We start from the raw sequence: 20,838 nt of genomic DNA, 5'->3' as shown, positions 1-20,838 counted from the left end.
CGTGGCGCTCGTCCTGGACCTCGGCGGGGTGGCCCCGCGGCTCGGGCGCGACGTGTTCCTCGCGCCGAACGCGACGGTGATCGGCGACGTCGAGCTCGGCGACGAGGCGAGCGTGTGGTTCGGCGCGGTGCTGCGCGGGGACATCGGCGCGATCCGCGTCGGCCCGCGGACCAACGTGCAGGATCTCGCGTGCCTGCACCTGACGGGCGGCGTCTCGCAGACGATCGTCGGCGCCGACGTGACCATCGGGCACAGCGCGATCCTGCACGGCTGCCGCGTCGGGGACGGGTGCCTGATCGGGATGGGCAGCATCGTGCTCGACAACGTCGAGATCGGCGAGCGCTCGGTGATCGCGGCGGGCGCGGTGGTGCCGCCGGGGCGGGTGATCCCGCCGCGCTCGATGGTGCGCGGCAACCCGGCCCGGGTGGTGGGCGAGGTGCGGCCGGACCAGGCCGAGCTCGGGAAGCTCGGCGCTGCGGGCTACGTGGAGAACGCGCGGCGCTTCCGGGCGGCGCTCGCCGGCGAGGCCGTCGAGCCGCCGGAGGTCGCGGCGCGCTTGGTGATGCGAGAGGTGAGGAAGCCATGAACATCACGGTGAACGGGGAAGCGCGCGACGTGCCGGCGGCGCTCACGGTGCGGCGGCTCGTCGAGCTGCTCGGGCTGACCGAGGGGCCGGTCGCGGTGGAGCGCAACGGCGAGGTGATACCGCGCGCCGAGCACACGGCCGCAGAAATCGCCGAGGGGGACGTGGTCGAGATCGTCCATTTCGTCGGCGGCGGTTGAGGCCGTTCGGCTGACGGCGGCTCCTGGAGGAAGAGAAGGAACGCAAAGTCGCCAAGGCGCAAAGGCGCAAAAAGACGCGAGAAAAGGGGGAAGCAATTCTCCCGTTTTTTTGGCGCCTTCGCGCCTTTGCGTTTTTTCTCCTCTTTTCTCATGGCGCCCTTGGCGCGATGGCGGTTTTTTCTCTTCTCAACGGTCTGGCGATCTTCCCGATCGTCCGCGATCCGGCTAGCATGTCGAGCTGCCGTGGATACGAGGGCCCTCGTTCTGGTCTTGGCGCTCGGCGGGTCGGCCGGCGTGGGCGCCGCCATGGCGGTGCGCCATGCGTTGCCGGCCTCTCCGGTGGTCCGCGGCCTCTCGGTCGGCGAGCGCTTCCTGCCGGACGGCGCCGCGCCGGCGGCCTGGCTCGCGGCGCGGCGTGACGCGCTTCGCGAGCGCGTGGTCCGGCTGCGCCACGACGACGTGGAGCTCACCGCGACGCTCGGCGAGGCGGGCGTCGAGGTCGACGTCGACGAGACGCTCGCGGCGGCGCTGCGCGTCGGCCACGAGGGGCCCTGGGCGCGGCGGCTCCGGGAGGCCCGGGGGGCGCGGCGCGGCGAGATCGACGTGCCGCTCGCCTGGGCCGTCGATGCGCCGCGGGCGCGGGCGTTCCTCGAGCGGCTCGCTCCGCAGATCTACCGGGCGCCCGTGGACGCGCGGCTCGATCTCGCGAACCGGCGCAAGATCCCGGAGCAGGCCGGCCGGGCGCTCGACGTCGAGGCCTCCCTCGCGGCGCTGCGGGCCGGGGAGCACGGCGACGAGGAGCTCATCGAGCTCGCCGTCCGGCAGATCTTGCCGCAGGTCGCCGTCGCCGACCTGGTGAGCGTCGACGTCACCAGGGTCGTCGCGGCCTACGAGACGAAGTTCAAGCACCACGGCAAGGAGGCGGGGCGCGCCCGCAACATCAGGAACGCCGCCTCCAAGATCGACGGCACCATCCTGGCCCCGGGCGATACCTTCTCGTTCAACGCCCATGTCGGCCCCCGGACGGCCAAGAACGGGTTCACGATCGCCCCGGAGATCCTGGGGGACGAGACCGTCCCCGGCTACGGCGGGGGGACGTGTCAGGTCTCGAGCACGCTCTACGCCGCGTCGCTCTTCGGCGCGCTCGACACGCCGGACCGCCAGAGCCACTCCCGCCCGAGCGCCTACATCCCCATGGGGCTCGACGCGATGGTGACCTACCCGGAGTCGGACCTGAAGATCAGGAACACGCTCCCGTTCCCGATCATGATCCACGCGTATCTCCCCGAGCCGACGGTGCTCCGCGTCGAGATCCTGGGCGGCGACCCCGTGGCGGAGGTCCAACACCACGTCTCGGCCGAGCACACCGACGATTTCATCCGGCGCATCTACGTGAAGTCCGAGCTCGCCGAGGGCAAGGTGAAGCGCCACCAGAAGGGCTCGTGCGGATACGACGTGAGGTCCTTTGTCACCGTCCGTTACAAGGACGGCAGGGCCTCGGAGCGCAGCTATTCGAGCGAGTACAGGCCCGCGCCGGAGGTCTTCTGGGTCGCGCCCGACTACGACCCGCAGGCGCTGCCGGCGCTCTCCGAGCACGCGAAGGCGGTGGAGGAGCTCCGCGAGGGGGAGTCCCCCGCCGAGGCCCCCGCTGCGGCGGGGCAGGGCGGCGCCTACTCGATGTGAGCCCGGTCGAGGGCGCCGGACCCCTCGGCGAGCGGCTCAGTGCCCCGCGGGCGCGGGGCCGCCCCGGCCCTTCCCCAGCAGGAGCACCAGCGGGAGCGTCGCGATGACGAGCACCGCCGTGACCCAGAACGTGTCGTTGAACGACATGACCGCGGCCTGCAGGTTCACGATCCCGTCGAGGACGTGGAGCGCCTTGTCGCGCGCGTCCGCCGGATCGAACCCCTTCGCGGCGAAGCCCGCGGTGTACGCGGCGACGCGCTCCAGGGTCCTCGGGTCGCTCGCCCCCATGTCGCTCACCAGGACCGCGCGGTGGAACGCTTGCCGGTCGGCGAGCACGGTGGTGAGCAAGGCGACCCCGACGCTGCCGCCGAGCTGCCGTGTCAGGCTGAAGAGGCCGGTCGCGGCGGCGATGTCCTTCTTGGGGAGCGGCCCCAGCGTGGCCATGCTCAGCGGCAGGAACATCAGCGTCGTGCCGAACGACCGGATGATCAGCGGCCAGAACAGGTCGCCCGAGCCCGTCATCGGGGTGAGCGTCTGGAGCTGGAAGAGCGCCGCGAGCAGGATGAGCCCCCCGACCACGAGGAGCGCGCGCGGGTCGAACCGGCCCAGGAGCCGCGCCACGAGCGGCATCGAGAAGGCGGAGGCCAGCGCGCCGGGGAGCAGGAGCAGGCCGGTCTGCTGCGACGTGAAGCCAAGGATCGACTGGGCGAAGATGGGCACCGCGAAGAGCGCGCCGTAGAGGCCCATGCCGATGACGGCGGAGAGGAGGCTCCCCGCCCAGAGCGAGCGGTGCCGGAGCACGCGCAGGTCGACGATCGGGCTCTTCGACGAGAGCTCGCGGTGGATGAACAGGGCGAGGCTCGCGGCCGCGATCACGGAGAACGCCAGGATGAACGGCGAGTCGAACCACGCCTCGGAGTGCCCCTCCTCGAGCACCGTCTGCAGCGAGCCGACGCCGGCCGCGAGCAGGGCGATCGCGATCCAGTCGACGCCGCCGCGCTCCCGCTCGCCCGCGGCGTCCGGCGGCAGGAAGGCCAGGCACATGAGCACGGCCGCGATGCCGAGCGGGACGTTGATGAAGAAGATCCAGCGCCAGTCGATGTTCGTGACGATGTAGCCGCCGAGCGTCGGCCCGATCGTGGGGCCGGCGATGACGATGGCGGAGAAGAAGCCCTGCGCCATCGCCTGCTCGTGCTTCGGGAACGTCTCGAACAGGATCGACTGCGCCTTCGCGAGCAGGCCGCCGCCGCCGAGCCCCTGGAACACGCGGGCGACGATGAGCATCGGGAGGCTGTGGGCGACGCCGCAGAGGACCGACGCCGCGGTGAAGGCGATGAGCGAGAAGACGAAATAGCGCTTCTTGCCGAAGCGGTGCCCGAGCCACGCGGTGAGCGGCAGGATGATGACGTTCGCGATGGCGTAGCTCGAGACGACCCAGCTCACCTGCGTGAGCGTGGCGCCGAGCGAGTTCTGCATCTCGGTGAGCGCCACGTTGACGATGCTCGTATCGACGATCTCGAGGAGCGCGCCGAGGGCCACCGCCACGGCCACGAGCCACCTGTTCGCGCTGGCGGGCGCGTCGGCGTACGCCGGCGGGGCCGCGATAGCCACCTCTGCCACAGCTCCCTCCTCATCCTATTGCCTCGTGTCGACCGTCAGCTCGACGCTCATCCCCGGGCGCAGCACGACGTCGGGTGGCGCGTCGTGGAGGCGGATCCGCACCGGCACCCGCTGGACGACCTTCGTGAAGTTGCCCGTCGCGTTGTCCGGCGGCAGCAGGCTGAAGCGCGCGCCCGTGGCGGCGGAGAAGCTCTCGATCTCGCCGTGCACGGTCACGCCGGGGTAGGCGTCGATCGACATGCGCGCGGGCTGCCCGACGCGCATGTGCGCGAGCTGCGTCTCCTTGAAGTTGCCGGTCACCCAGACCTGTCGCGCCGGGACCAGCACACCCACGGCCTGGCCCGGGGAGACCATCTGCCCGACGGAGAGGGTCTTCTTCGACACGGCGCCGTCCTGCGGCGCGACGATGCGCGTGTACGAGAGCTCGAGCGCGGCCAGGTCGCGCGCGGCCTGGGCGGTCTCCACCTGGGCGTGGGCCACGCGGGCGCGGGCGCGCGCCTGCGCGATGAACGCGTCGACGTTGCTGGCTTGCTGGACCTTCGCGTTCGCCTCCTCGACCCGGCTCCACGCCTGCGTGGTCGTCGCCCGGAGCGCCGCGAGGCGCGCCTTCGCCTGCTCGAGCGACGCGCGGGCGACGTCGACGGACGCCTGCAGCTGGTCGAGCTGGGCCTGCGCGAGCGCCCCGGTCTCCACGAGCTTCCTCGCGCGGTCCCGCTCGAGCGTCGCCTGCTCCAGGGTCGCCGTCGTCGAGGCGACCTGCGCCTCGCCCTCGGCGATCTGCTGCTTCGACGCGCTCGCGCTGCTCGCCGCGCCGTGCAGCGAGGCCTCGGCCACCGACTTGTTGCTGCGCGCGTTGGTCTCGGCGATGCGCTCGTCGGCGTCGGCCGCGTCGGCGCTCGCCCTGGCCGCCGAGAGGCTCGCCTCCGCCTGCGCGAGCCGCGCGCGCGCGGGCTCGGCGTCGAGCTCGGCGAGCACGTCGCCCGCCTTCACCGCCTGGTTCTCCGCGAAGAAGACCTTCACCACCACGCCGGCCGCCCGCGCGGGGACCGACACCACCTCCGCGTCGATCTGCGCGTCGTCCGTCGCCTCGACCCCGCGGTGGGTGACGTACCAGCCCGCGCCCGCCGCGACGGCGAGCGCGGCGACCGCCGCCATGATGCCGGCCGCCTTGCTCGGCTTCCCGGCCTTGACCGCCCCGGAGATCGCCTCCGGGGCCGCCCCCGGTTCTCCAGGGAGAGCGCTCGTCGTCGTGGACATGGTCGCCGCCTGCTCCTCGTCGCCCCCGACAGCGGCGATCGAGCGCCGCGTCTCTAAGGCAACCCATGGTTGCGATAGTGGTACCACGGGGGCTACCAAAGGCAACCAATTGTTGCCATAGTTCGATCGAAGGCCTCGCCACCCGCCTGCGTGGTCGTGGTTCAATGAGCGCCCTCGCGATGCGGAGCGTGATGCCGATCACCCCGAGAGAGCCGTCACCGGCCGAGCCGGTCCCAGCGCTGGAGCGCCGTCGCACCGGCGCGCGTGGCGCGCGGCGCGGCGGCCGGAGCGAGCGCGTCGTGCGGGCGGTGATGCACGCGGCCGCCGCGGAGATCGCGCGGGCGGGCTACGCGGCGCTCCGGGTGGAGGACGTGGCCGCGCGGGCGGGCGTGAACAAGACGACGATCTACCGCCGGTGGCCGACCAAGGCCGAGCTCGTCAAGGCGACGCTGCGCTCGCTCCTCGACGATGGCGGCGCGCCGCCGGACACCGGGGCGGTGCGGCTCGACCTGCTCGAGCTCGTGCGGCGCTTCGTCGCCTCCGCGTCCACGCCGGAGGGGCAGGGCATCTACCGCATGCTCCTCGCCGAGCTGCACGTGCCCGAGGTCGACGCGTTCGCTCGCGCGCTCCGCGACGAGCGCCTCGCCCCCTGGCGGGAGGTGCTCGAGCGCGGCGTCGCGCGCGGCGAGCTGCCGCCGGGCTCCGACCTCGACCTCCTGGTGGAGATGATCCGCAGCGTCGTGACGAACCGCCTGTTCCGCCTGCGCGGGCCCGTCGACGACGGGGTCCTGGAGGCCGTCGTCGACGTCGTGGTGCTCGGCGCGAAGGGCGGCGGCGCGCTCCGCCGCGCCGCCAGCTCGCCGGCTTCGCCGCAGGCGACCGCGCGGCCGCGCCGTCCGGCCCCGCGTTGACCGGGGCGCACGCGCACCGCGGCGCCACGCGTGCCGGCCTGTCGCGACTCACCCTCTCGGCGCGACCGTGTCGCCGATGACCGCCGTGTCCTCGGTGACCTGATGGATCAACTCTCTCCCTCATCAACGGAAGAGAAGGGGATGAGCTCTAGAAAATTGTGCTGACTCTATCGGCTCGATCCGGGGGCGCCGCGCGCGTCGGCCTGAAGGGGTGATCGGCGTCGCGACGGGGATGTCCTGCCGAATGGAGAATGCCGGCGCGATGGCAAGGACATTGGCTGTCCGCGCGCCCCTGGCGTCGCTTGACCAGGAATCGTCCTCAGGGGAAACTCTGTGTCCATGGCGGCGGGCGGCGCCCCTCTGTGCGCGGCCGAAGCGCCGAGGATCGCCTGCTGCCAGGGACGACGACGGGCGTGATCTTCGCTTAGCTTAACTTCGCTGTTCGCGACGACAGACTCATGACGATCGTCTTCTTCTTCTGGCTCGCTCAACGTGGCCGGCGCGCGAGCTCGGCCATGAGGCCGAAGAGCTCGATCGGGCCCGGCGAGGGGAGCTTCCCGCCGCTGAACTCACGGTAGAGCGTGTGCACGTTGACCACGATGCGCTCGGCGTCGCTCCAGCTCGCGTAGTCGGCGAGCGCGATGTCGCGGGCGGCGTCCGCCGCGGGCATGCCGGCGTCGTAGCGGCGCCGGGCCTCGTCGCGGATGTACACGAGGTAGTCGCGGACCGCGCGCACGCCCGCGCGATCCGTGATGGGGCCGTGTCCCGGCACGATGACGTCGACGTCGGCCGCGAGGAGGATGTCGCAGGCCTTGAGCCAGTTGCCGACGGGCCCTGCCCACATGATCGGCGTCGCGTCGATGAAGAGGACGTCTCCCGTGTAGATCACCCGGTCCGCCGGGACGTGCACGAGCAGATCGCCCTTCGTGTGCGCGGGGCCCACCTCGACGAGGCGGACCTCCTTGCCCCCGACCGCGACGGTCAGCTCCCCGTCGAACACCCGGGTCGGCGGCGCGGGGGCGATCCCGTCGAAGTCGAAGGCGCCGAAGCAGTGGACGAGGTACTCGCCCAGCGCGCCCGCGGCGCCGCTGCGCGCCTGTCGCATCAGCATGGCCAGCATCGGCGCGGGGACCTCGTCCATCTCGGCGGCGCCGGCGCGCGTGGCGATGAGGGTGGCGCCCTCGACGAGCGCGTTGCCGTAGCAATGGTCGCCGTTCGCGTGGGTGTTCACGACGGTGCCTATGCGCGCCGCGGCGGGGGCCGCCGCGCGCATGGCGTCGAGCATCTCGCGCGTGCGCTTCAGGTCGAAGAGCGTGTCGACGAGCAGGGCCTCGCCGTCCGAGGTGACGAGCCCCGCGTTGCTGAGGCCCCAGGTGCCGGCCGGCTGGAGGTAGGCAAAGCAGCCATTGCCGATGTCCTCCAGCCCTCGTTCATACCGCCATCGACCCATGGCCGCTCCCTCGTTCCCGGGCGCCGCCCGGCGCTTCTCCGAGCCTCGAAGGTAGGCCATCCGCCGGCCGCCATGGAATCGAAATCAGCCCCTGCACGCCGCCGTGAGCGGAGGGGCCCGGGGGATTTGTCAGGAGGCGGTCGCGGTCGCTGTCACCACGCGTACGCCTCCGGCGCCTCGCCGCCGGGGCCGGGGAACATCGCGTCGAGCCGCCCGAGGTGCTCCGGCGTCAGCGTGATCTCGAGGGCGCGCAGGCTCCCGTCGAGCTGCTCGGCGGTGCGCGGGCCGAGGATGGGCGACGTCACGACGGGGTTCCGGAGCAGCCAGGCCACGGCCACGTCGGCGGGCCGCTCTCCGATCTCGGCGCAGAACGCCTCGTACGCCTCCAGCTTGGCGCGGTTCTTCTCGATGCGCGCCTGCGCGTCGGCGGAGGAGCGCCGGCCCTCGCGCGCCTTCTGGAGGGCGCCGCCGAGCAGCCCGCCGGCGAGCGGGCTCCAGGGCAGGACGCCGAGGCCGAGCGCGCGGCACGCGGGCAGGACCTCCAGCTCGACGGTGCGCGCGTTGAGGTTGTACAGGCTCTGCTCCGAGACGAGGCCGAGGAAGTGCCGCTGCGCGGCGAGGCCGTTCGCCTGCGCGATCTGCCATCCAGCGAAGTTGCTGCTGCCGATATAGAGGACCTTCCCCTCGCGGACGAGCTGCTCCATCGCCTGCCAGATCTCGTCCCAGGGCGTCTCGCGGTCGATGTGGTGCATCTGGTAGAGGTCGATATGGTCTGTCTGCAGGCGGCGCAGGCTCGCCTCGCAGGCGCGCCGGATGTGATAGGCCGAGAGCCTCCTGTCGTTGGGCCCTTCGCCCATGAGGCCGTAGACCTTCGTGGCGAGCACGATGCGGTCCCGGCGCCCGTCGCCCTGGGCGAGCCAGCGCCCGACGATCTGCTCGGTGATCCCCTCTCCGCGCTTCCGCCCGTAGACGTTGGCTGTGTCGAAGAAGTTGATCCCGTGTCCGAGCGCTCGGTCCATGATGGCGAAGCTGTCGGGCTCGCTGGTCTCCGGGCCGAAGTTCATCGTGCCGAGGCAGAGGGGGCTGACCTTCAGGCCGGTGCGTCCGAGATTGCGGTAGTCCATGGCGCCGGAGGGTAGCAACGCGCTCCGCGGGCCGTCCACACCGTAGGGCTGAACCCGTCGTAGGGTTTTGCCGGAGTCGCGCCGCCATGAGCCGGCCCGGCGGGCGGCGGCGCGCGGCGTGTGGCGCGCGACAGGTACCGCGCGCCGCGCGCGGCGCCGGACACCTTGTCGCGGTGTGGCGGCGGCGCGGATCCAGCGCGGAGGGCCGCTTCCTTGATGCGCAACGGTGCTTCACTTATGCTCGCTCGCCGGGGCGAGGAGACGACCATGTGGCAGCAGGAAGACACGGAGATCGCGCATGCCGAGAGCGTCCACGACGAGGCGCGGGGCATGCGCGGCGTCCGGTTCGTCATCGATGTCGGGAGCATCGACCCGCTCGACGCCGCCGCCATGTGGTGGGATCAGCAGGGCTGCGCGCGGGAGCTCTTCCCCGGGACCGCGTGCGAGATGCAGTCGGGATCGTTCCGTGCGCCGCGCTTCGTCGTCCGGATGAGCGTGCCTCTCCCGGGCGTCGGGCATTTCACGCAGACGTTGCGCTTCTCCGCGGAGCGCGTCTCGCCCGAGGTCTTCGTCCTCGTCGTCGATGCGTTCGAGGAGAACGTGCTGTGGACGCGGGGGCTCGGGACTTACCGCTTCTCGCCGGGCTCGGGCGGCACGACGCTGATCGAGGTGACGAGCCTGTACGCGCCCAAGGTGCCGATCATCGTCCTGAATCAGGCGTCGCTGGCGGCGGCCCGCGCGCACCAGCGGCGCTACCTCTCGGGTCGGCGCCCGACGGACGAGGAGAGAGCGCAGTTCCTGTCGGCGATCGGCGCAGGCCCGCAGGCCGACGCCTGAAGCGCGCCGCTCGTCGCGGCAGCGGCCGGCAGCGGCCGCTCCTTGCCCGGCGCGGGCCGCCCGCGACGGCGCACACGAACAGCTGCATGTCCTCGAGCTCGACCATCGCGCGCGCCCCTCGACGCGGCGATCGCGCCGACGTTCACCGACCGCACCTTGCCCAAGGGGCGCCCGCAGGGCCCCGAGGGCCCGGCGTTCGCGTCGAAGAGCTTCCCGGCGCAGTGACCGCCGAGGGGGGGCGGAGCGGGCCTCAGCGATCGAGGGGTTTCCTCGCGCCGATGAGCGAGTATCCGGCGCACGACGGCGTGACCGATACGTCGTCGAATCCGCAGCCGCGGAGGAGCTCGTCGAGCTCGCCGGCCGTGAACTGCTTGCCGGGGGTCAGAACCACCATGTTCATGGAGCTCAGCGCCGCCGTGAGCGGGCCGTCCTGCCCGTCCGAGAGCAAGAGCTCGAAGACGAGGACCCGGCCGCCCGGCGGCAGCGCATCGAAGCTGTGCCGGATCAGCTGCTGCCGGCGCGCGCTGTCCCAGTCATGGAGGACATTGGCGAAGAAGATCACGTCGTGATCCGGAGGCCACATGTGGCGGAACATGTCGAGCTCCAGCACGTCGATGCGATCCTCGAGGCCGTGCTCCGCGACGTATTGCCTCGTCGCCTTGCACACGGGCGGCAGCTCGGCGACCGTGAACCGGACCTCGGGGTTGTGCCGCGCCAGGGCGATGCTGAAGCAGCCGGAGCCGCCGGCGACGTCGAGCAGGCGGCGGGCGCCCGTGAGGTCCGCGCTCTGCGCGAGCCCGACCGCGGTCGCGAAGGAGTGGCCGTGCATCCCGCGGGTGAAGGCGAACGCCTGCTCCTCCGACAGGTCCGCCTCCGCCCACTCCTCCGTGATGACCTTGCCCTGGTCCCACGCGAGCGCCCCGTCCCGCCGCAGGATCTCCAGCAAGGTGCCGTGCGAGACCGGAGCCTGGCGGAGCAGCCGCAGCATGTGGCCCCAGTAGAACGGCTTCGCCGGGAGCAAGAAGTTGCGGGACACCTCGGTGAGATGGAACTTGCCACGAGACTGCACAAGGAGCCCCATCCCCGCCAGGGAGGCCAGGAGTGCCTCGGTCGCGCGGAGGCTGAGAGACAGCTTTCCGGCCAGCGCCGCGATGCTCGCGGGCTCTCGTTCGAGGAGCGGAAACACACCGAGCTCGTCGGCGACGCTCATGATGGGCAGCTGATAGGCGGACATACAGAGCTGCCGCATCAGCGAGTCGTCACAGGTGGGTTTCTCGAGATCCACGGGCATCGATGGTTCCTCCTCTCTGCTCGAAAAGGGATGCGCACGCCGGAGCGGCCTGCGATCGAGCTACTACCCATAGCCGAGTTCGGTCGCTCCTGCCCAGGTGTCGCGTCTCTCTGAACCCTGGAGCCCGCCTTTCTCGCCGGTCGAGACGAGCGCACGCCCTCCGGGCGTCACCGGCGGCTCGGCGGCTCGGCGGCTCGCCACCCCATGGCCTCGTTCGGCACGGTGGGCGTCACGGCGTGCAGCGGAGCGCCCTCGGGCTCGCCGCGCGCTTCCGTCAGCGGCGGCGGTGGCCGCCCGGATGCCTTGGCGAGCGCCACGAACGCCCGGGCCAGCTCTCCGGCCGTACGTGGCAAAACCATCGTGGCAACTTCGCAGGGAGCGCGATCGGCGCGCGGCTCACTTGGCCAGCTTGAACACCGACGCTGGCCGCTCGTCGGTGGCCCAGGTCGTCCAGTAGAGGGCGCCGCAATCCTGGGCGAGATCTCGGATGTCCGCGCTGTCGGCGAGCGGCTCCGGCGCGCCGCCCGAGGTGCGCACCCGCTGGAGCTGCCCCTCGCGGCTGTACCAATAGACAAAGGTGGAGTCTGCCAGCAGGCGTGTGGGGAAGTCCGTCGCCACGAGCGCCCCTGCGTCGGTGCCGTCCTTGTTCACGGCGTAGATGGCGTAGCCGCTGATCCAGAAGATCCGCTCGCCGAGCGCGATGTCTCCGGGGAGATCGCCTTCGTGGATGGGGATCGACGCGACGATCTCGGTCTGGCCGGGCTCTCCGAGCGCCATCCGCCGAACGGTGCTGTGCGTCCCGCCGGGCGGGAGCTCGGTCCAGTAGAGATGGGCGGCGTCGAGCGCGAGGCCTCCGACGTACGTGTCCCGGTCGAAGACGGAGAGGCCTGTCTGATCGGTCGCGTCGGCCCGCGCCGCCCAGATGCGCTTCGGGACATCGCGCGCGTCGGGATCCTGCTCCGGGTCCTCGATCACGCCGGTGATCCAGTAGACCCAGCCGCCGCCGGCCACGGGCCGCCGGTAGCCCGCCGCTCCCTGGGCGCTGGCGACCGTCGAGACGGTGACGTTCCCCGTGAGCGGCATCCGGTACACGTCCGGCTCGGTCTCGTCGGTGATGAGCAGCGAGCTCTCCGAGCGCGCGAGCATGGTCGCGAGCGGGTCGAGCACCATCAGCGGCTCGGTCGAGCCGGAAGCCGCCTTCTCGGTCGCGAAGATCGTGCTGCCGTAGCCGCTCGCCCAGAGCACGCGCCCGTCGTCCCCGTCCCCATCCACAACGAGGCCGATCGCTTCGTGCTCCTCGTCGTTGGCCGTGGCGAGGACGACCGGCAGACACCTGCCCTGCTCACAGGCGCCGCCGAGGCAGCTCCTGCCGGGCACACAGCAGTTCTCCGGATCGGAGAGGTAATCGTGGTCGCCGTCGGCGGCCTGGCACGCGCCCGGCGCGCGCCCTGTGAACGGCGCGATCGGGCACTCCGCGGAGGGCCCGCCGGCCGCGCCGCCCCCGCCCTCGCCGGCCCCCGAGCCTGCGCTCGCGGTGGCCCCTGCGCCCTCCGAGCTGCCCGAGCTCCCCGCGCCGCCTGCCGCGGGATCCCCGCTGGCCTCTCCGTCGGGGATCCCCCAGATCGCGTTGCAGCCAAGCGCCGTGCTCAGGGCGGCGCACGCCGCCAGGCCGGCCCGACAGGTGGGTCGCATCGCGGTACTCTAGCGCCGCGTGGTTCCGGTGGAGAAGCCGGACGCGCGCGATGTCGGTTTCTGATCGACACGCGTCGACTCCCGCCGGCAGGCAGACGCTCAAGGCGCCAGCCTCGCTGCCACGGTTGGAATTTGGCGACCACCTCGTCCACCATCACGCGATTGCGTCGCGTGCGTTCACATGCTTTCCAGCACTGCTGCGGGAAGTCGGACGGGGAAGCGAAGCGCCACGACGCCAAGGGCGCCAGGAAACCAGGGCAATGGGAGGGGAAATACCGGAACCGCACCTCCTCTCTCCCCTTGGCGACCTTGGCGACCATGGCGGTTTTTCTGACGATCCGGGGCGACTGCCCGCAGTAGTGCTAGTCTCCGCGTGAATCGCTCGCGCGGCGAACGCCGCGTGACCAACACCATCATGAAGAGGTACCTTGCTTTATCACAACAATCCGCTTCGATTGGTCCTCTGCCTGGCTCTCGGGCTCTCGGCGGTGGCTTGCTCCGATGACGAGTCCACGGGCACCGGCGGCGGTTCCGCCTCCAGCACGACCAGCAGCGGCGGTGCTGGCGAGGGCGGCGGCGGTGCGTCTGCCGGCACCGGGGGCGAGGGCGGCGGCGGTGCGCCGGCCGGCACCGGGGGCGAGGGCGGCGGCGGTGCGCCCGCCGGCACGGGGGGTGAGGGCGGCGGCGGTGCGCCGGCCGGCACCGGGGGCGAGGGCGGCGGCGCGCCTCCGAGCGATCCCGCCTGCGGCGCGGACACCGCGGCGTTCGCCGACGTCGAGCCCATCCTGACGAGGAGCTGCGCGAACCAGTACTGCCACGGCAGCGCCGGCGCGCCGTCCGGCGGGCTCGACCTCCGCGCGAGCGCGGCCGCCGGCAAGCTCGTCGATCAGGACAGCGCGTCCTGCTCCCGCGAGCAGGCGCTCGTCGTGCCGTTCAAGCCGAGCAGCAGCTACGTCATGAACAAGCTGAAGGATGTCGGCCTGTGCGACCCTGACGAGAGCAGCATGCCGCCGGGCGCGCCCCTGTCCGAGGCCGATATCAAGACGATCAACGACTGGATCTGCGCGGGCGCTCCCGCCCGCTGAGCTCTGCCTCGTCGAGATCGTCGATGCGACAGCGCCTGCCGGCGCACGCCGAGCACTGGCAAACCGGGCGCTGCGATGAGGTGAGTCGCTCGGCGGTGGTGGTATTCTCCGCTCTGTCCACTCGGGCGACCGATTCTCTCGCCGATTCGCCCTCGGGGACCCTGTGCTACGGCCCTGACCGCGGATCCTTGCAGCAGCGAAACCCGATCTCGTAGAACCGGAACATCGGTCCATGCGAGTCGTTGGTCCCCCGGCACCCCGCCCACGGCTTGGACCAGTAGCCGCCCTTCAGCGACGAGCGGTGTGGCCACTCGGGGCGCGAGGTCGACACCCACTCTTCGACGTTGCCGACCAGGTCGACCACGCCGTAGGGGCTCACGCACGCCGGGTACGAGCCCGACGGCTCCCCCTGCCAGAGCCGCTGCGTCTCGGCGGCCCGCACCGCCGGGTCGTTGGACGCGAGCCGCCGCTCGCTGATCCCACGGTACGGCTTGCTGACGTTGCAGGCGGCCGGATCGTGCGCGTAGCCGTAGGGGAAGGGGAGCGCGGACGGCCCCTCGCAGGCGAGCTCCCACTCGAACTCGGTGCAGAGGCGCTTGCCGACGGCGGCGCACTCCCGCTCGGCCTCGATGAAGCGGAGCATCACGACCGGCAGCGCGCCGGCCCGGTTCGGCCACTCGTGGCGGTCCATGCACGTGCGCACCGGCGTGAAGCGCGGCTCGGCGGCGAACAGGCCGGGGAAGAAGTCGAAGCAGTGGCCGCCGCGGTAGCTCGTGCAGACCCGCTGCACGTTCTCGGCGTGGGTGCCCTCGACGAGCACCATGTCGGGCGGGCAGGACGCCGCGGGTCCGGGCCGGGGCGGCGCGTCGGCCTGGGCGAGCAGCGGGGCGAGCAGGAGGTCGAGGAGCACGCGGCGGGTCTCTATCGCAAAGCCGCGCGGCGGACGAGAGGCCGCGCGGCGGCTCGCCTCGATCCGGGCCCGTCGCGCCCGTGCCGCGCTCGCGCTCGGGCGCCCACCTGGGGTATTCTCGCGGTCTATGCGAATGGCGCTGCTCAGGATGCGCGCCGCTGCGCTCGCCGCCCTGGCGTGGGGAAGCGCTTGCGGTGGCAACGTGGTGGTCGACGGGATGCCGGACGGGTCGGGAGGCGCCGGGGCGACGAGCTCCAGCGCCAACACCACGGGCGCGTTCGGCTCCAGCGCGATCAGCACGGGCACGGTCGCCGCAAGCGCGGTCAGCGTCGGCGTAGGCGGCACCAGCGGGGGCGGCTCCGGCGTGGGCGGTTCCAGCGCGACCGGGATGGCCACGTCGGGGACAGCGAGCGCCTCCACGGGGGCGGGCGGCGGCGATGCCTGGTCGGCGTGCATGAAGTTCTGCGAGACCTATACGGGGGCCTGCGAGCTGGTGGAGCCGGGGCAGTGCGAGGGGTTCTGCAAGGGGTATGTGAACGAGGCGCCCCAGTGCAACGAGCCGCTCGCGCTGTTCTTCGACTGCGCGACGAACGGCAGCATCGACTGCGACTTCGTCCTGGAACGGTGCCGGCCGTTCCTGGCCGCGTTCGATGCGTGCCGGGCCGGCGGCGGCTGCACGCCGCTCGAGTGCTTCGCCGATCGCAACCGGGCCTGCTCCTGCAAGGGCTCGTGCCCGAACGCGGTGTTCGCGGTCGAGTGCCGCCCCGACATGCGCAGCGGGATCGCCTGCTCCTGCTTCGTCAACGGCGAGGAGCTGGCCAGGTGCCAGGATGTCGGCCCGGCGTGCGACCTCGCCCAAGGCTGTTGTGAGCCGTTCTTCGACGAGTTTCGCTGAGGGGCGCCCGCGGCGTTCGCCAGGGAGGGCCAGCAGGGGAGCGGGGCGCAGGGCGGAGCGCTCGCCGAGGCGAGCGCGCGCTGCGTGGGGGCGCGGGTCGACGCGGCGCTCGCGCCCGGGCGCGCTCCTGGGGTACTCTCGCGGCTCATGAGAATGACGATGCTCGGGATGCGTACCGCTGCGCTCGCCGCCCTGGCGTGGGGGAGCGCGTGCGGTGGCAACGTCGTCGTCGATGGGATGCCCGACGGGTCAGGAGGCGCCGGGGTGACGAGCTCCAGCGCGATCGGCGCGGGCGCGTTCGGCTCCAGCGCGATCAGCACGGGTGCAGTCGCCGCAAGCGCGGTCAGCGTCGGCGTAGGCGGCACCAGCGTGGGCGGCTCCGGCGTGGGCGGGTCCACCGGGGTGACCGTCGGCGGGGGCGGTTCCAGCGCGGTCGGCACCGGCGTGGGTGGCACCGGCGGAAACGGCTCCAGCGCGGTCAGCTCCAGCGCGACCTGGATGGCCACGTCGGGGACAGCGAGCGCCTCCACGGGGGCGGGCGGCGGCGAGGCCTGGTCGGCGTGCATGCGCTACTGCGAGCGCTACGAGGACATGTGCGGGGCGCTGGAGCCGGGCGACTGCGGGACGATGTGTGGCACGGAGCTGGACCAGGCGCCCCAGTGCAACGATCTGCTCATCCCGTTCTTCGACTGCCTGATGAACGGCAGGTACGACTGCGACCTCATCGGGCCCCGGTGCAAGCGGTTCCTGGACGAGTACAACGCGTGCGCGAACGGCGGCCCCGGCTGCCCGGGGATCGCGTGCGCCGGCGATCCCGGCGGGGCCTGCAGTTGCAAGGGAGCGTGCCGCGGCGTGGTCGTCGCGGCCGAGTGCCGCCCCCAGAGCTTCGGCAGGACCCTCTGCTCCTGCTTCGTCAACGGTGAAGAGGTGGCCTCGTGCGAGGACCGCGGCGAGACCTGCGAGCTCGGGCTTCGCTGCTGCGGGCCGTACTTCGAATCGTTGCGCTGAGGGGCACGAGCGGCGTTCGCCATGGAGGAACACTCGGGGGGCGCGGCGCAGGGGGGGACGCTCGCCGAGGCGCTCGCGCGCTGCGTGGGGGCGCGGATCGACGCGGCGCACGCGAACCCGGCGACGGGGCTCGTCGCGCTCGCCGTCTACGACGGGACGAGGCGCGTGCTCGGCGCCGGCATCGGGCCGCGCGTTTCAGGGGTGGGAATCCTGCCGAGGCTGCCCCGGCTCCGCGCCGGCGCGTCGCACCCGCTCGTCGCCGCCATGAGGGCGCACCTGGTCGGCCGCCGCGTGCTGGCGATCGAGGTGCGGGGCGACGGCATCGTGATCGTCGCGGGGGATGTTGATGCGGCAGTGCCGGAAAATGACCGAGAGGGTGCAGAGGGCGCACCCAGGTTGGGGTTGGCCGCGTCCGAACCCGGGTTGGGGCCGGCGGCAGTTCCCGAACCCGGGTTGGGGCCGGATGCGGTCGTAGCGGAAAATGACCGAGAGGGTGCAGAGGGCGCACCCAGGTTGGGGTTGGCCGCGTCCGCACCCAGGTTGGGGCCGGCGGCAGTTCCCGAACCCGGGTTGGGGCCGGCTGCGGTCGTGACGGAAAATGACCGAGAGGGTGCAGATGGCGCACCCAGGTTGGGGTTGGCCGCGCCCGAACCCGGGTTGGGGCCGGCGGCGCTCCCACCCAGGTTGGGGTCGTCCCCGGGAGCGCGGCTGGAGCTCACGCCGGGACGCCGCGGCGAGGCGCGGCTGCTCGATGCCGCCGGCCACCTGATCCTCCGCTGGCCGCCTCAGGGGGGCGCCCCGCAGGCGGCGGTCGCTTCCCCGGCGGATCCGCTGGCCGCCGGCGCGGCGCTCGTCGAGGCGAGCGACGACGCCGCCGCCGGGCAGGAGAAGGCGGCGCTCGCGCGCGCCGTGAGGGCGCGGCGCGTGGCGCTCGAGCGCAGGGCCGAGGCGGTGCGCGGCGATCTCGGGCGGCTGGCCAGCGTCGCGCGCCTGCAGAAGACGGGGCAGCTCCTGCTCGCGCAGGGCGCCCGTGTGCCGCGGGGCGCCGCGAAGGCGCTCCTCGACGACTGGGAGACCGGCGGCAAGATCGAGGTCGCGCTCGACCCGTCGCGCCCCGCCAAGGCGCAGGCCGAGGCCTTCTTCGCCAAGGCGCGGCGCTACCAGCGCGGCGAGGCGGTGATGCGCGCGCGCCTCGCCGACACCGAGCGCGCCCTCGCGGCGATCGCCGCGCTCGAGGCGGACGTCGCCGCGGCGGAGGCGCGGCCCGAGGCGCTCGAGCCGCTCGCGCAGCGCGCCCGCTCCCTCGGCGCCTCGCGCGCGGAGCTCGCCGGCGAGCCCGGGACGTCCGGCGCCCGCGCCCTCGGGGCCGGGCGGCCCGCGCCGCGGCGGCCGTTCCACGCCTACCGCAGCGCGTCCGGCGCGGCGATCCTCGTCGGCCGGGGCGCCGAGGACAACGACGCGCTGACGACGAAGCACGCGCGGCCGCACGACCTCTGGCTTCATGCGAAGGGCGTCACAGGCTCGCACGTCGTCGTGCCGCTCGCGAAGGGGGCGAGCTGCCCCGCGGACGTGCTGGTCGACGCCGCGACCCTGGCGGCGCACTTCAGCGACGCGCGCGGCGAGGCGGTGTGCGAGGTGAGCTACGTCCAGCGCCGCTACGTGCGCAAGCCGCGCGGCGCGGCCCCGGGCGCGGCGGTCTTCGACCGGGAGAAGGTCATCGCCGTCCGCATCGAGGGCGATCGCCTCGCGCGGCTGCTCGCGACCAAGGAAGAGGGCTGACGCCGCGCACGGCCGGCGGAGGCCACGCCCGCCGGCGCAGGTCTTCGCCCGCCGGCGGAGCCCGCACCGCCGGTCGAGGCCGCCGTCAGGTCGCGAACGCCGCCCGGACCTGCTCGTTCAGCTGATCGAGCCGGCGCGCGGGGAGCTCGGCCGCGCGGGCGAGCGACTCGACGACCGCGCGCTCCGCGTCGGAGATCCCCTCGCTCGCGTGGGCGACCGCCAGCGCGACGATGATGCCCTCCTCCACCGCGTCGCAGTCCATGAGGATCTCCGCGAGGAGGCGGACCCGGGGCTCGACGCCCGCCGCCGCGATCACCTTCAGGCTCGCCTCGATGAGGTAGCGGACGAGCTCGGCGTTGAGCTGGGCGCCGAGCATCGGCTCGATGAGCTGGCGCAGGGCGTCGATCTCCTCGGCGTCCACGGTGCCGTCGGCGTTCGCCACGAGCGCGCCGAGGTCGACGATCGGGGTCGGGTTGTACTCGTTGAGATCGAAGCGGGCGCGGAGCAATCCGGCCGCCTGCTGGACCAACTCGGGAGGCTTCATGTCGCAACCGCCCCGGCGATTCGCCTCATGACTGACCACCTTTCGGGCCGCGGCGGCGCACCGCCTCGGATTCGCTGAGGCCGAGGCAGAGCTGCGCCCGGAGCGCGCGCAGCCCTGCGAGCACCTCGGCCGAGGCCGACTCGGCCTCGGCCCGCTCGATGGTCGCGTCGAGCGTCGCGAGCCTGCCTGTCTGGAGCGCCTTGAGCGAGTAGGTCATCTGCACGAACGTGTCGAACAGGTCCCCGAGCTCATCGCCCTTTCGCAGCCCGCCTCCGATGGTGAGCCGCGTCGTGCCGACCTGGCGGCAGAGGCGCTTCAGCTGGTGGACCGGCCCCACGATGCGCTGGGTGATGAAGACCCCGAGCACGCCGAGGACGGCGAGGAGGAACGCGCCGCCGCCGACGAGGATGCCGAGGAGGCGGCCTTGCAGCGCCTCGACGTCGGCGCGCCGCTTGGCGACCTCCGCCAGGTTGCGCTCGTACTCGCGGTTCGTCTTCTCGAGCTCCTCGTCGAGGGTGCTGCCGAGGTCGGCGCCGTCGCCGCCCAGGGCGGCGGTGCTCATCCTGAGGATCTTGGCGCTGTTCGCCGCCTCTTTGAGCGCGAGCTCCGCCTGGGTCGCCGCGTAACGCGCCTGTTCGTTCGCGACGCTCGCGGTCTGCCAGATGACGAGTCCGAGCGCCACCATGACGGCGAGCACCACCGAGACGAGGAGCCCGGTATATTTGAGCTGGAATCGCGGGTTCAGGAGCAGCTTGCGGCGGGATGCCGGGCGGGCCGTGGCGCGATCCTGGGCAGGTGAGGTCATGAGGGCTCGTCAGCGGGCGCGCGGCATCGCCGCGTGTCCAGGATAGACCAGGAGCGGGCCGCGCCGGTGCGACCCCCCACGAAAACGCACTGCGGTCTCCGTGGTACAGCATTCCGTTCGCCGATCGCAAGGCCCAATCCGCGGCCGTGGGTTCGCGGAGCGCCTGCGTGCCTTGTGAGGGCCATGAAGCCGCGCCGTTGGTGATCCGGAGCCGGTGCGTCACCGCCGCGAACGGCGCGGCGCGACGGCGGCACACAGTTGGAGGGGGGCGTCGTGTGCGCTTCTGTAGGGCCCGTGCGCGGAGCGTGCGGTCGCGGGAGCTCGCGGGAGGCGGCTCGGCCTGAGGCAGCGAGCGCGCGTGACCGGGGCTGTTGCGTCGCAGCGTGCACCTGCTGGGCGTGCTCGCGCATGATAGGAAGATGAAAGACGCCTGGTGCCACGCCACGAGTCGCGGTATTCACCGAGGCCAAGCGCATCGACGATTCGGTCATGGAAGTGCAGGTCACCAAGCTCGGCGGGAAATATTGTTTTGCCTCGAACGCCGCCGGTCAAGGGAACAACCACGCTCATCTCGCCGCTGCCCTCACCAACCTGGCGCATGCGCACACGCTGCAGTTCGACGGCAAGGAGGTGAAGGCGGGCCAGATCGAACGGGTGGAGGGGCCCTTGCACGCCGGGCAAAACCTCCTCCGGGCGCTCGCGAGGCGTCTGAGAGCCGCCGGGAATGACTTTGCCAAGTACCCCGAGCACGTCTTCGTGGTCGGCTCGAAGAAGCCATGTACGGTCTGTCGAAGGGTGCTCCTCTCGTTCAAAGCGGCGCTGGACGCAGACTGCCCGTTCGTGAAGCTGCATTTCGTGAACGAGTCGGGGGCGAGCACCGACGTGCACGCGCTCGATCTCTCGGATCTGTCCGCCGGCGGCGTGCCCAGATTCCAGGCATTCGTGCAGGACTACACGAATCGACTGGCGGGGCAGCCGGCGCAGCCCGCCGGTGAGAACGTGGCCGCAGGCGTTCGAATGGCAGCGGCGATCGATTTCATGCAGCTCGCTTGACCGGAGGCGCGTTCACCGAGAGACGGGTGCCACCCAATCATGAGCGCGCTCTCCGCGCTGGCGTTCCGCGCGTTCGCCTTGACCACGATCTTGCGGTCGAGATCCGTCGCG

The 20,838-nt window shown here is 72.3% G+C and carries 20 protein-coding genes and 1 pseudogene; 11 read left to right on the top strand and 10 right to left on the bottom strand.

Annotated elements, in window-relative coordinates; genetic code table 11:
* Window position 1 precedes the first annotated feature (1 nt).
* The 3 genes from WMF27_RS26230 to WMF27_RS26220 all read left to right on the top strand — a co-directional run bounded on the left by WMF27_RS26230 (window position 2) and on the right by WMF27_RS26220 (window position 2,466).
* Complete coding sequence (locus tag WMF27_RS26230; RefSeq protein ID WP_437766141.1) at window positions 2-586, top strand: gamma carbonic anhydrase family protein; 585 nt, start codon at window positions 2-4, stop codon at window positions 584-586.
* Window positions 583-783: a sulfur carrier protein ThiS gene (thiS, locus tag WMF27_RS26225; protein ID WP_437766142.1), complete on the top strand. Its 201-nt coding sequence runs from the start codon at window positions 583-585 to the stop codon at window positions 781-783. Before WMF27_RS26230 ends, thiS begins: the two co-directional genes overlap by 4 nt.
* Before the next feature lie 243 nt (window positions 784-1,026).
* Complete coding sequence (locus WMF27_RS26220; RefSeq protein ID WP_437943061.1) at window positions 1,027-2,466, top strand: VanW family protein; 1,440 nt, start codon at window positions 1,027-1,029, stop codon at window positions 2,464-2,466.
* 36 nt (window positions 2,467-2,502) lie between these two features.
* On the opposite strand, the gene WMF27_RS26215 is transcribed toward WMF27_RS26220, so the two are convergent.
* Complete coding sequence (locus WMF27_RS26215) at window positions 2,503-4,086, bottom strand: DHA2 family efflux MFS transporter permease subunit (RefSeq protein ID WP_437766144.1); 1,584 nt, start codon at window positions 4,084-4,086, stop codon at window positions 2,503-2,505.
* Window positions 4,087-4,101: 15 nt separating this feature from the next.
* Entirely contained in the window at window positions 4,102-5,343 is a 1,242-nt protein-coding gene (locus tag WMF27_RS26210; protein WP_437766145.1) for an HlyD family secretion protein, read from the bottom strand.
* 164 nt (window positions 5,344-5,507) lie between these two features.
* Here WMF27_RS26210 and WMF27_RS26205 point away from each other — a divergent pair, with 164 nt between their 5' ends.
* The gene (locus WMF27_RS26205) at window positions 5,508-6,254 is read left to right on the top strand and encodes a TetR/AcrR family transcriptional regulator (RefSeq protein ID WP_437766146.1); all 747 of its coding nucleotides are present in this window, start codon (window positions 5,508-5,510) and stop codon (window positions 6,252-6,254) included.
* 487 nt (window positions 6,255-6,741) lie between these two features.
* Here WMF27_RS26205 and WMF27_RS26200 read toward each other — a convergent pair whose 3' ends face one another.
* Together WMF27_RS26200 and WMF27_RS26195 are read right to left on the bottom strand one after the other, a co-directional pair.
* Complete coding sequence (locus WMF27_RS26200) at window positions 6,742-7,704, bottom strand: MBL fold metallo-hydrolase (RefSeq protein WP_437766147.1); 963 nt, start codon at window positions 7,702-7,704, stop codon at window positions 6,742-6,744.
* Window positions 7,705-7,856: 152 nt separating this feature from the next.
* The gene (locus tag WMF27_RS26195; protein ID WP_437766148.1) at window positions 7,857-8,828 is read right to left on the bottom strand and encodes an aldo/keto reductase; all 972 of its coding nucleotides are present in this window, start codon (window positions 8,826-8,828) and stop codon (window positions 7,857-7,859) included.
* Between the two features lie 267 nt (window positions 8,829-9,095).
* Here WMF27_RS26195 and WMF27_RS26190 point away from each other — a divergent pair, with 267 nt between their 5' ends.
* Window positions 9,096-9,665: a hypothetical protein gene (locus tag WMF27_RS26190; protein WP_437766149.1), complete on the top strand. Its 570-nt coding sequence runs from the start codon at window positions 9,096-9,098 to the stop codon at window positions 9,663-9,665.
* A 126-nt stretch (window positions 9,666-9,791) separates the two neighbouring features.
* Window positions 9,792-9,884 (top strand): annotated as a pseudogene (locus WMF27_RS26185) (ester cyclase); the annotation flags it as partial.
* A 31-nt stretch (window positions 9,885-9,915) separates the two neighbouring features.
* Here WMF27_RS26185 and WMF27_RS26180 read toward each other — a convergent pair.
* The 3 genes from WMF27_RS26180 to WMF27_RS26170 all read right to left on the bottom strand — a co-directional run bounded on the left by WMF27_RS26180 (window position 9,916) and on the right by WMF27_RS26170 (window position 12,648).
* On the bottom strand, window positions 9,916-10,956 hold the full coding sequence (locus tag WMF27_RS26180; protein ID WP_437766150.1) for a methyltransferase: 1,041 nt from the start codon (window positions 10,954-10,956) through the stop codon (window positions 9,916-9,918).
* Between the two features lie 167 nt (window positions 10,957-11,123).
* Entirely contained in the window at window positions 11,124-11,315 is a 192-nt protein-coding gene (locus tag WMF27_RS26175; protein WP_437943060.1) for a hypothetical protein, read from the bottom strand.
* A gap of 37 nt (window positions 11,316-11,352) precedes the next feature.
* Entirely contained in the window at window positions 11,353-12,648 is a 1,296-nt protein-coding gene (locus tag WMF27_RS26170) for a hypothetical protein (RefSeq protein ID WP_437943059.1), read from the bottom strand.
* A gap of 488 nt (window positions 12,649-13,136) precedes the next feature.
* Here WMF27_RS26170 and WMF27_RS26165 point away from each other — a divergent pair, with 488 nt between their 5' ends.
* Entirely contained in the window at window positions 13,137-13,733 is a 597-nt protein-coding gene (locus WMF27_RS26165) for a hypothetical protein (protein WP_437766153.1), read from the top strand.
* A gap of 166 nt (window positions 13,734-13,899) precedes the next feature.
* Here the strand turns inward: WMF27_RS26165 and WMF27_RS26160 are convergent, their stop codons facing one another.
* Window positions 13,900-14,643 (bottom strand): formylglycine-generating enzyme family protein, encoded by a 744-nt coding sequence (locus WMF27_RS26160; protein WP_437766154.1) that lies wholly within the window; start codon window positions 14,641-14,643, stop codon window positions 13,900-13,902.
* 127 nt (window positions 14,644-14,770) lie between these two features.
* Between WMF27_RS26160 and WMF27_RS26155 the strand changes: the two genes are divergently transcribed.
* From WMF27_RS26155 to WMF27_RS26145, 3 genes are all read left to right on the top strand, one after another.
* Window positions 14,771-15,538 (top strand): hypothetical protein, encoded by a 768-nt coding sequence (locus WMF27_RS26155; RefSeq protein ID WP_437766155.1) that lies wholly within the window; start codon window positions 14,771-14,773, stop codon window positions 15,536-15,538.
* Between the two features lie 168 nt (window positions 15,539-15,706).
* Entirely contained in the window at window positions 15,707-16,546 is an 840-nt protein-coding gene (locus tag WMF27_RS26150) for a hypothetical protein (RefSeq protein ID WP_437766156.1), read from the top strand.
* A 684-nt stretch (window positions 16,547-17,230) separates the two neighbouring features.
* Window positions 17,231-18,325, top strand: coding sequence for an NFACT RNA binding domain-containing protein (locus WMF27_RS26145; protein WP_437766157.1), 1,095 nt, complete (start codon window positions 17,231-17,233; stop codon window positions 18,323-18,325).
* 85 nt (window positions 18,326-18,410) lie between these two features.
* Here WMF27_RS26145 and WMF27_RS26140 read toward each other — a convergent pair whose 3' ends face one another.
* Both WMF27_RS26140 and WMF27_RS26135 read right to left on the bottom strand, forming a co-directional pair.
* Window positions 18,411-18,869 (bottom strand): tellurite resistance TerB family protein, encoded by a 459-nt coding sequence (locus WMF27_RS26140; protein ID WP_437766158.1) that lies wholly within the window; start codon window positions 18,867-18,869, stop codon window positions 18,411-18,413.
* 25 nt (window positions 18,870-18,894) lie between these two features.
* Window positions 18,895-19,674: a HAMP domain-containing protein gene (locus WMF27_RS26135; protein WP_437766159.1), complete on the bottom strand. Its 780-nt coding sequence runs from the start codon at window positions 19,672-19,674 to the stop codon at window positions 18,895-18,897.
* A gap of 489 nt (window positions 19,675-20,163) precedes the next feature.
* On the opposite strand from WMF27_RS26135, the gene WMF27_RS26130 reads away from it, so the two are divergent.
* A complete protein-coding gene (locus WMF27_RS26130) occupies window positions 20,164-20,727 on the top strand; it encodes a hypothetical protein (RefSeq protein WP_437766160.1) in 564 nt (187 codons plus the stop codon).
* Window positions 20,728-20,838: the final 111 nt, after the last annotated feature.

It is taken from the genome of Sorangium sp. So ce281, from assembly GCF_051527395.1.
Taxonomy (GTDB): domain Bacteria; phylum Myxococcota_A; class Polyangia; order Polyangiales; family Polyangiaceae; genus Sorangium; species Sorangium cellulosum_B.
Note: the sequence above shows the minus strand (reverse complement) of the source record. Positions and strands in the feature narration are given on the sequence as shown.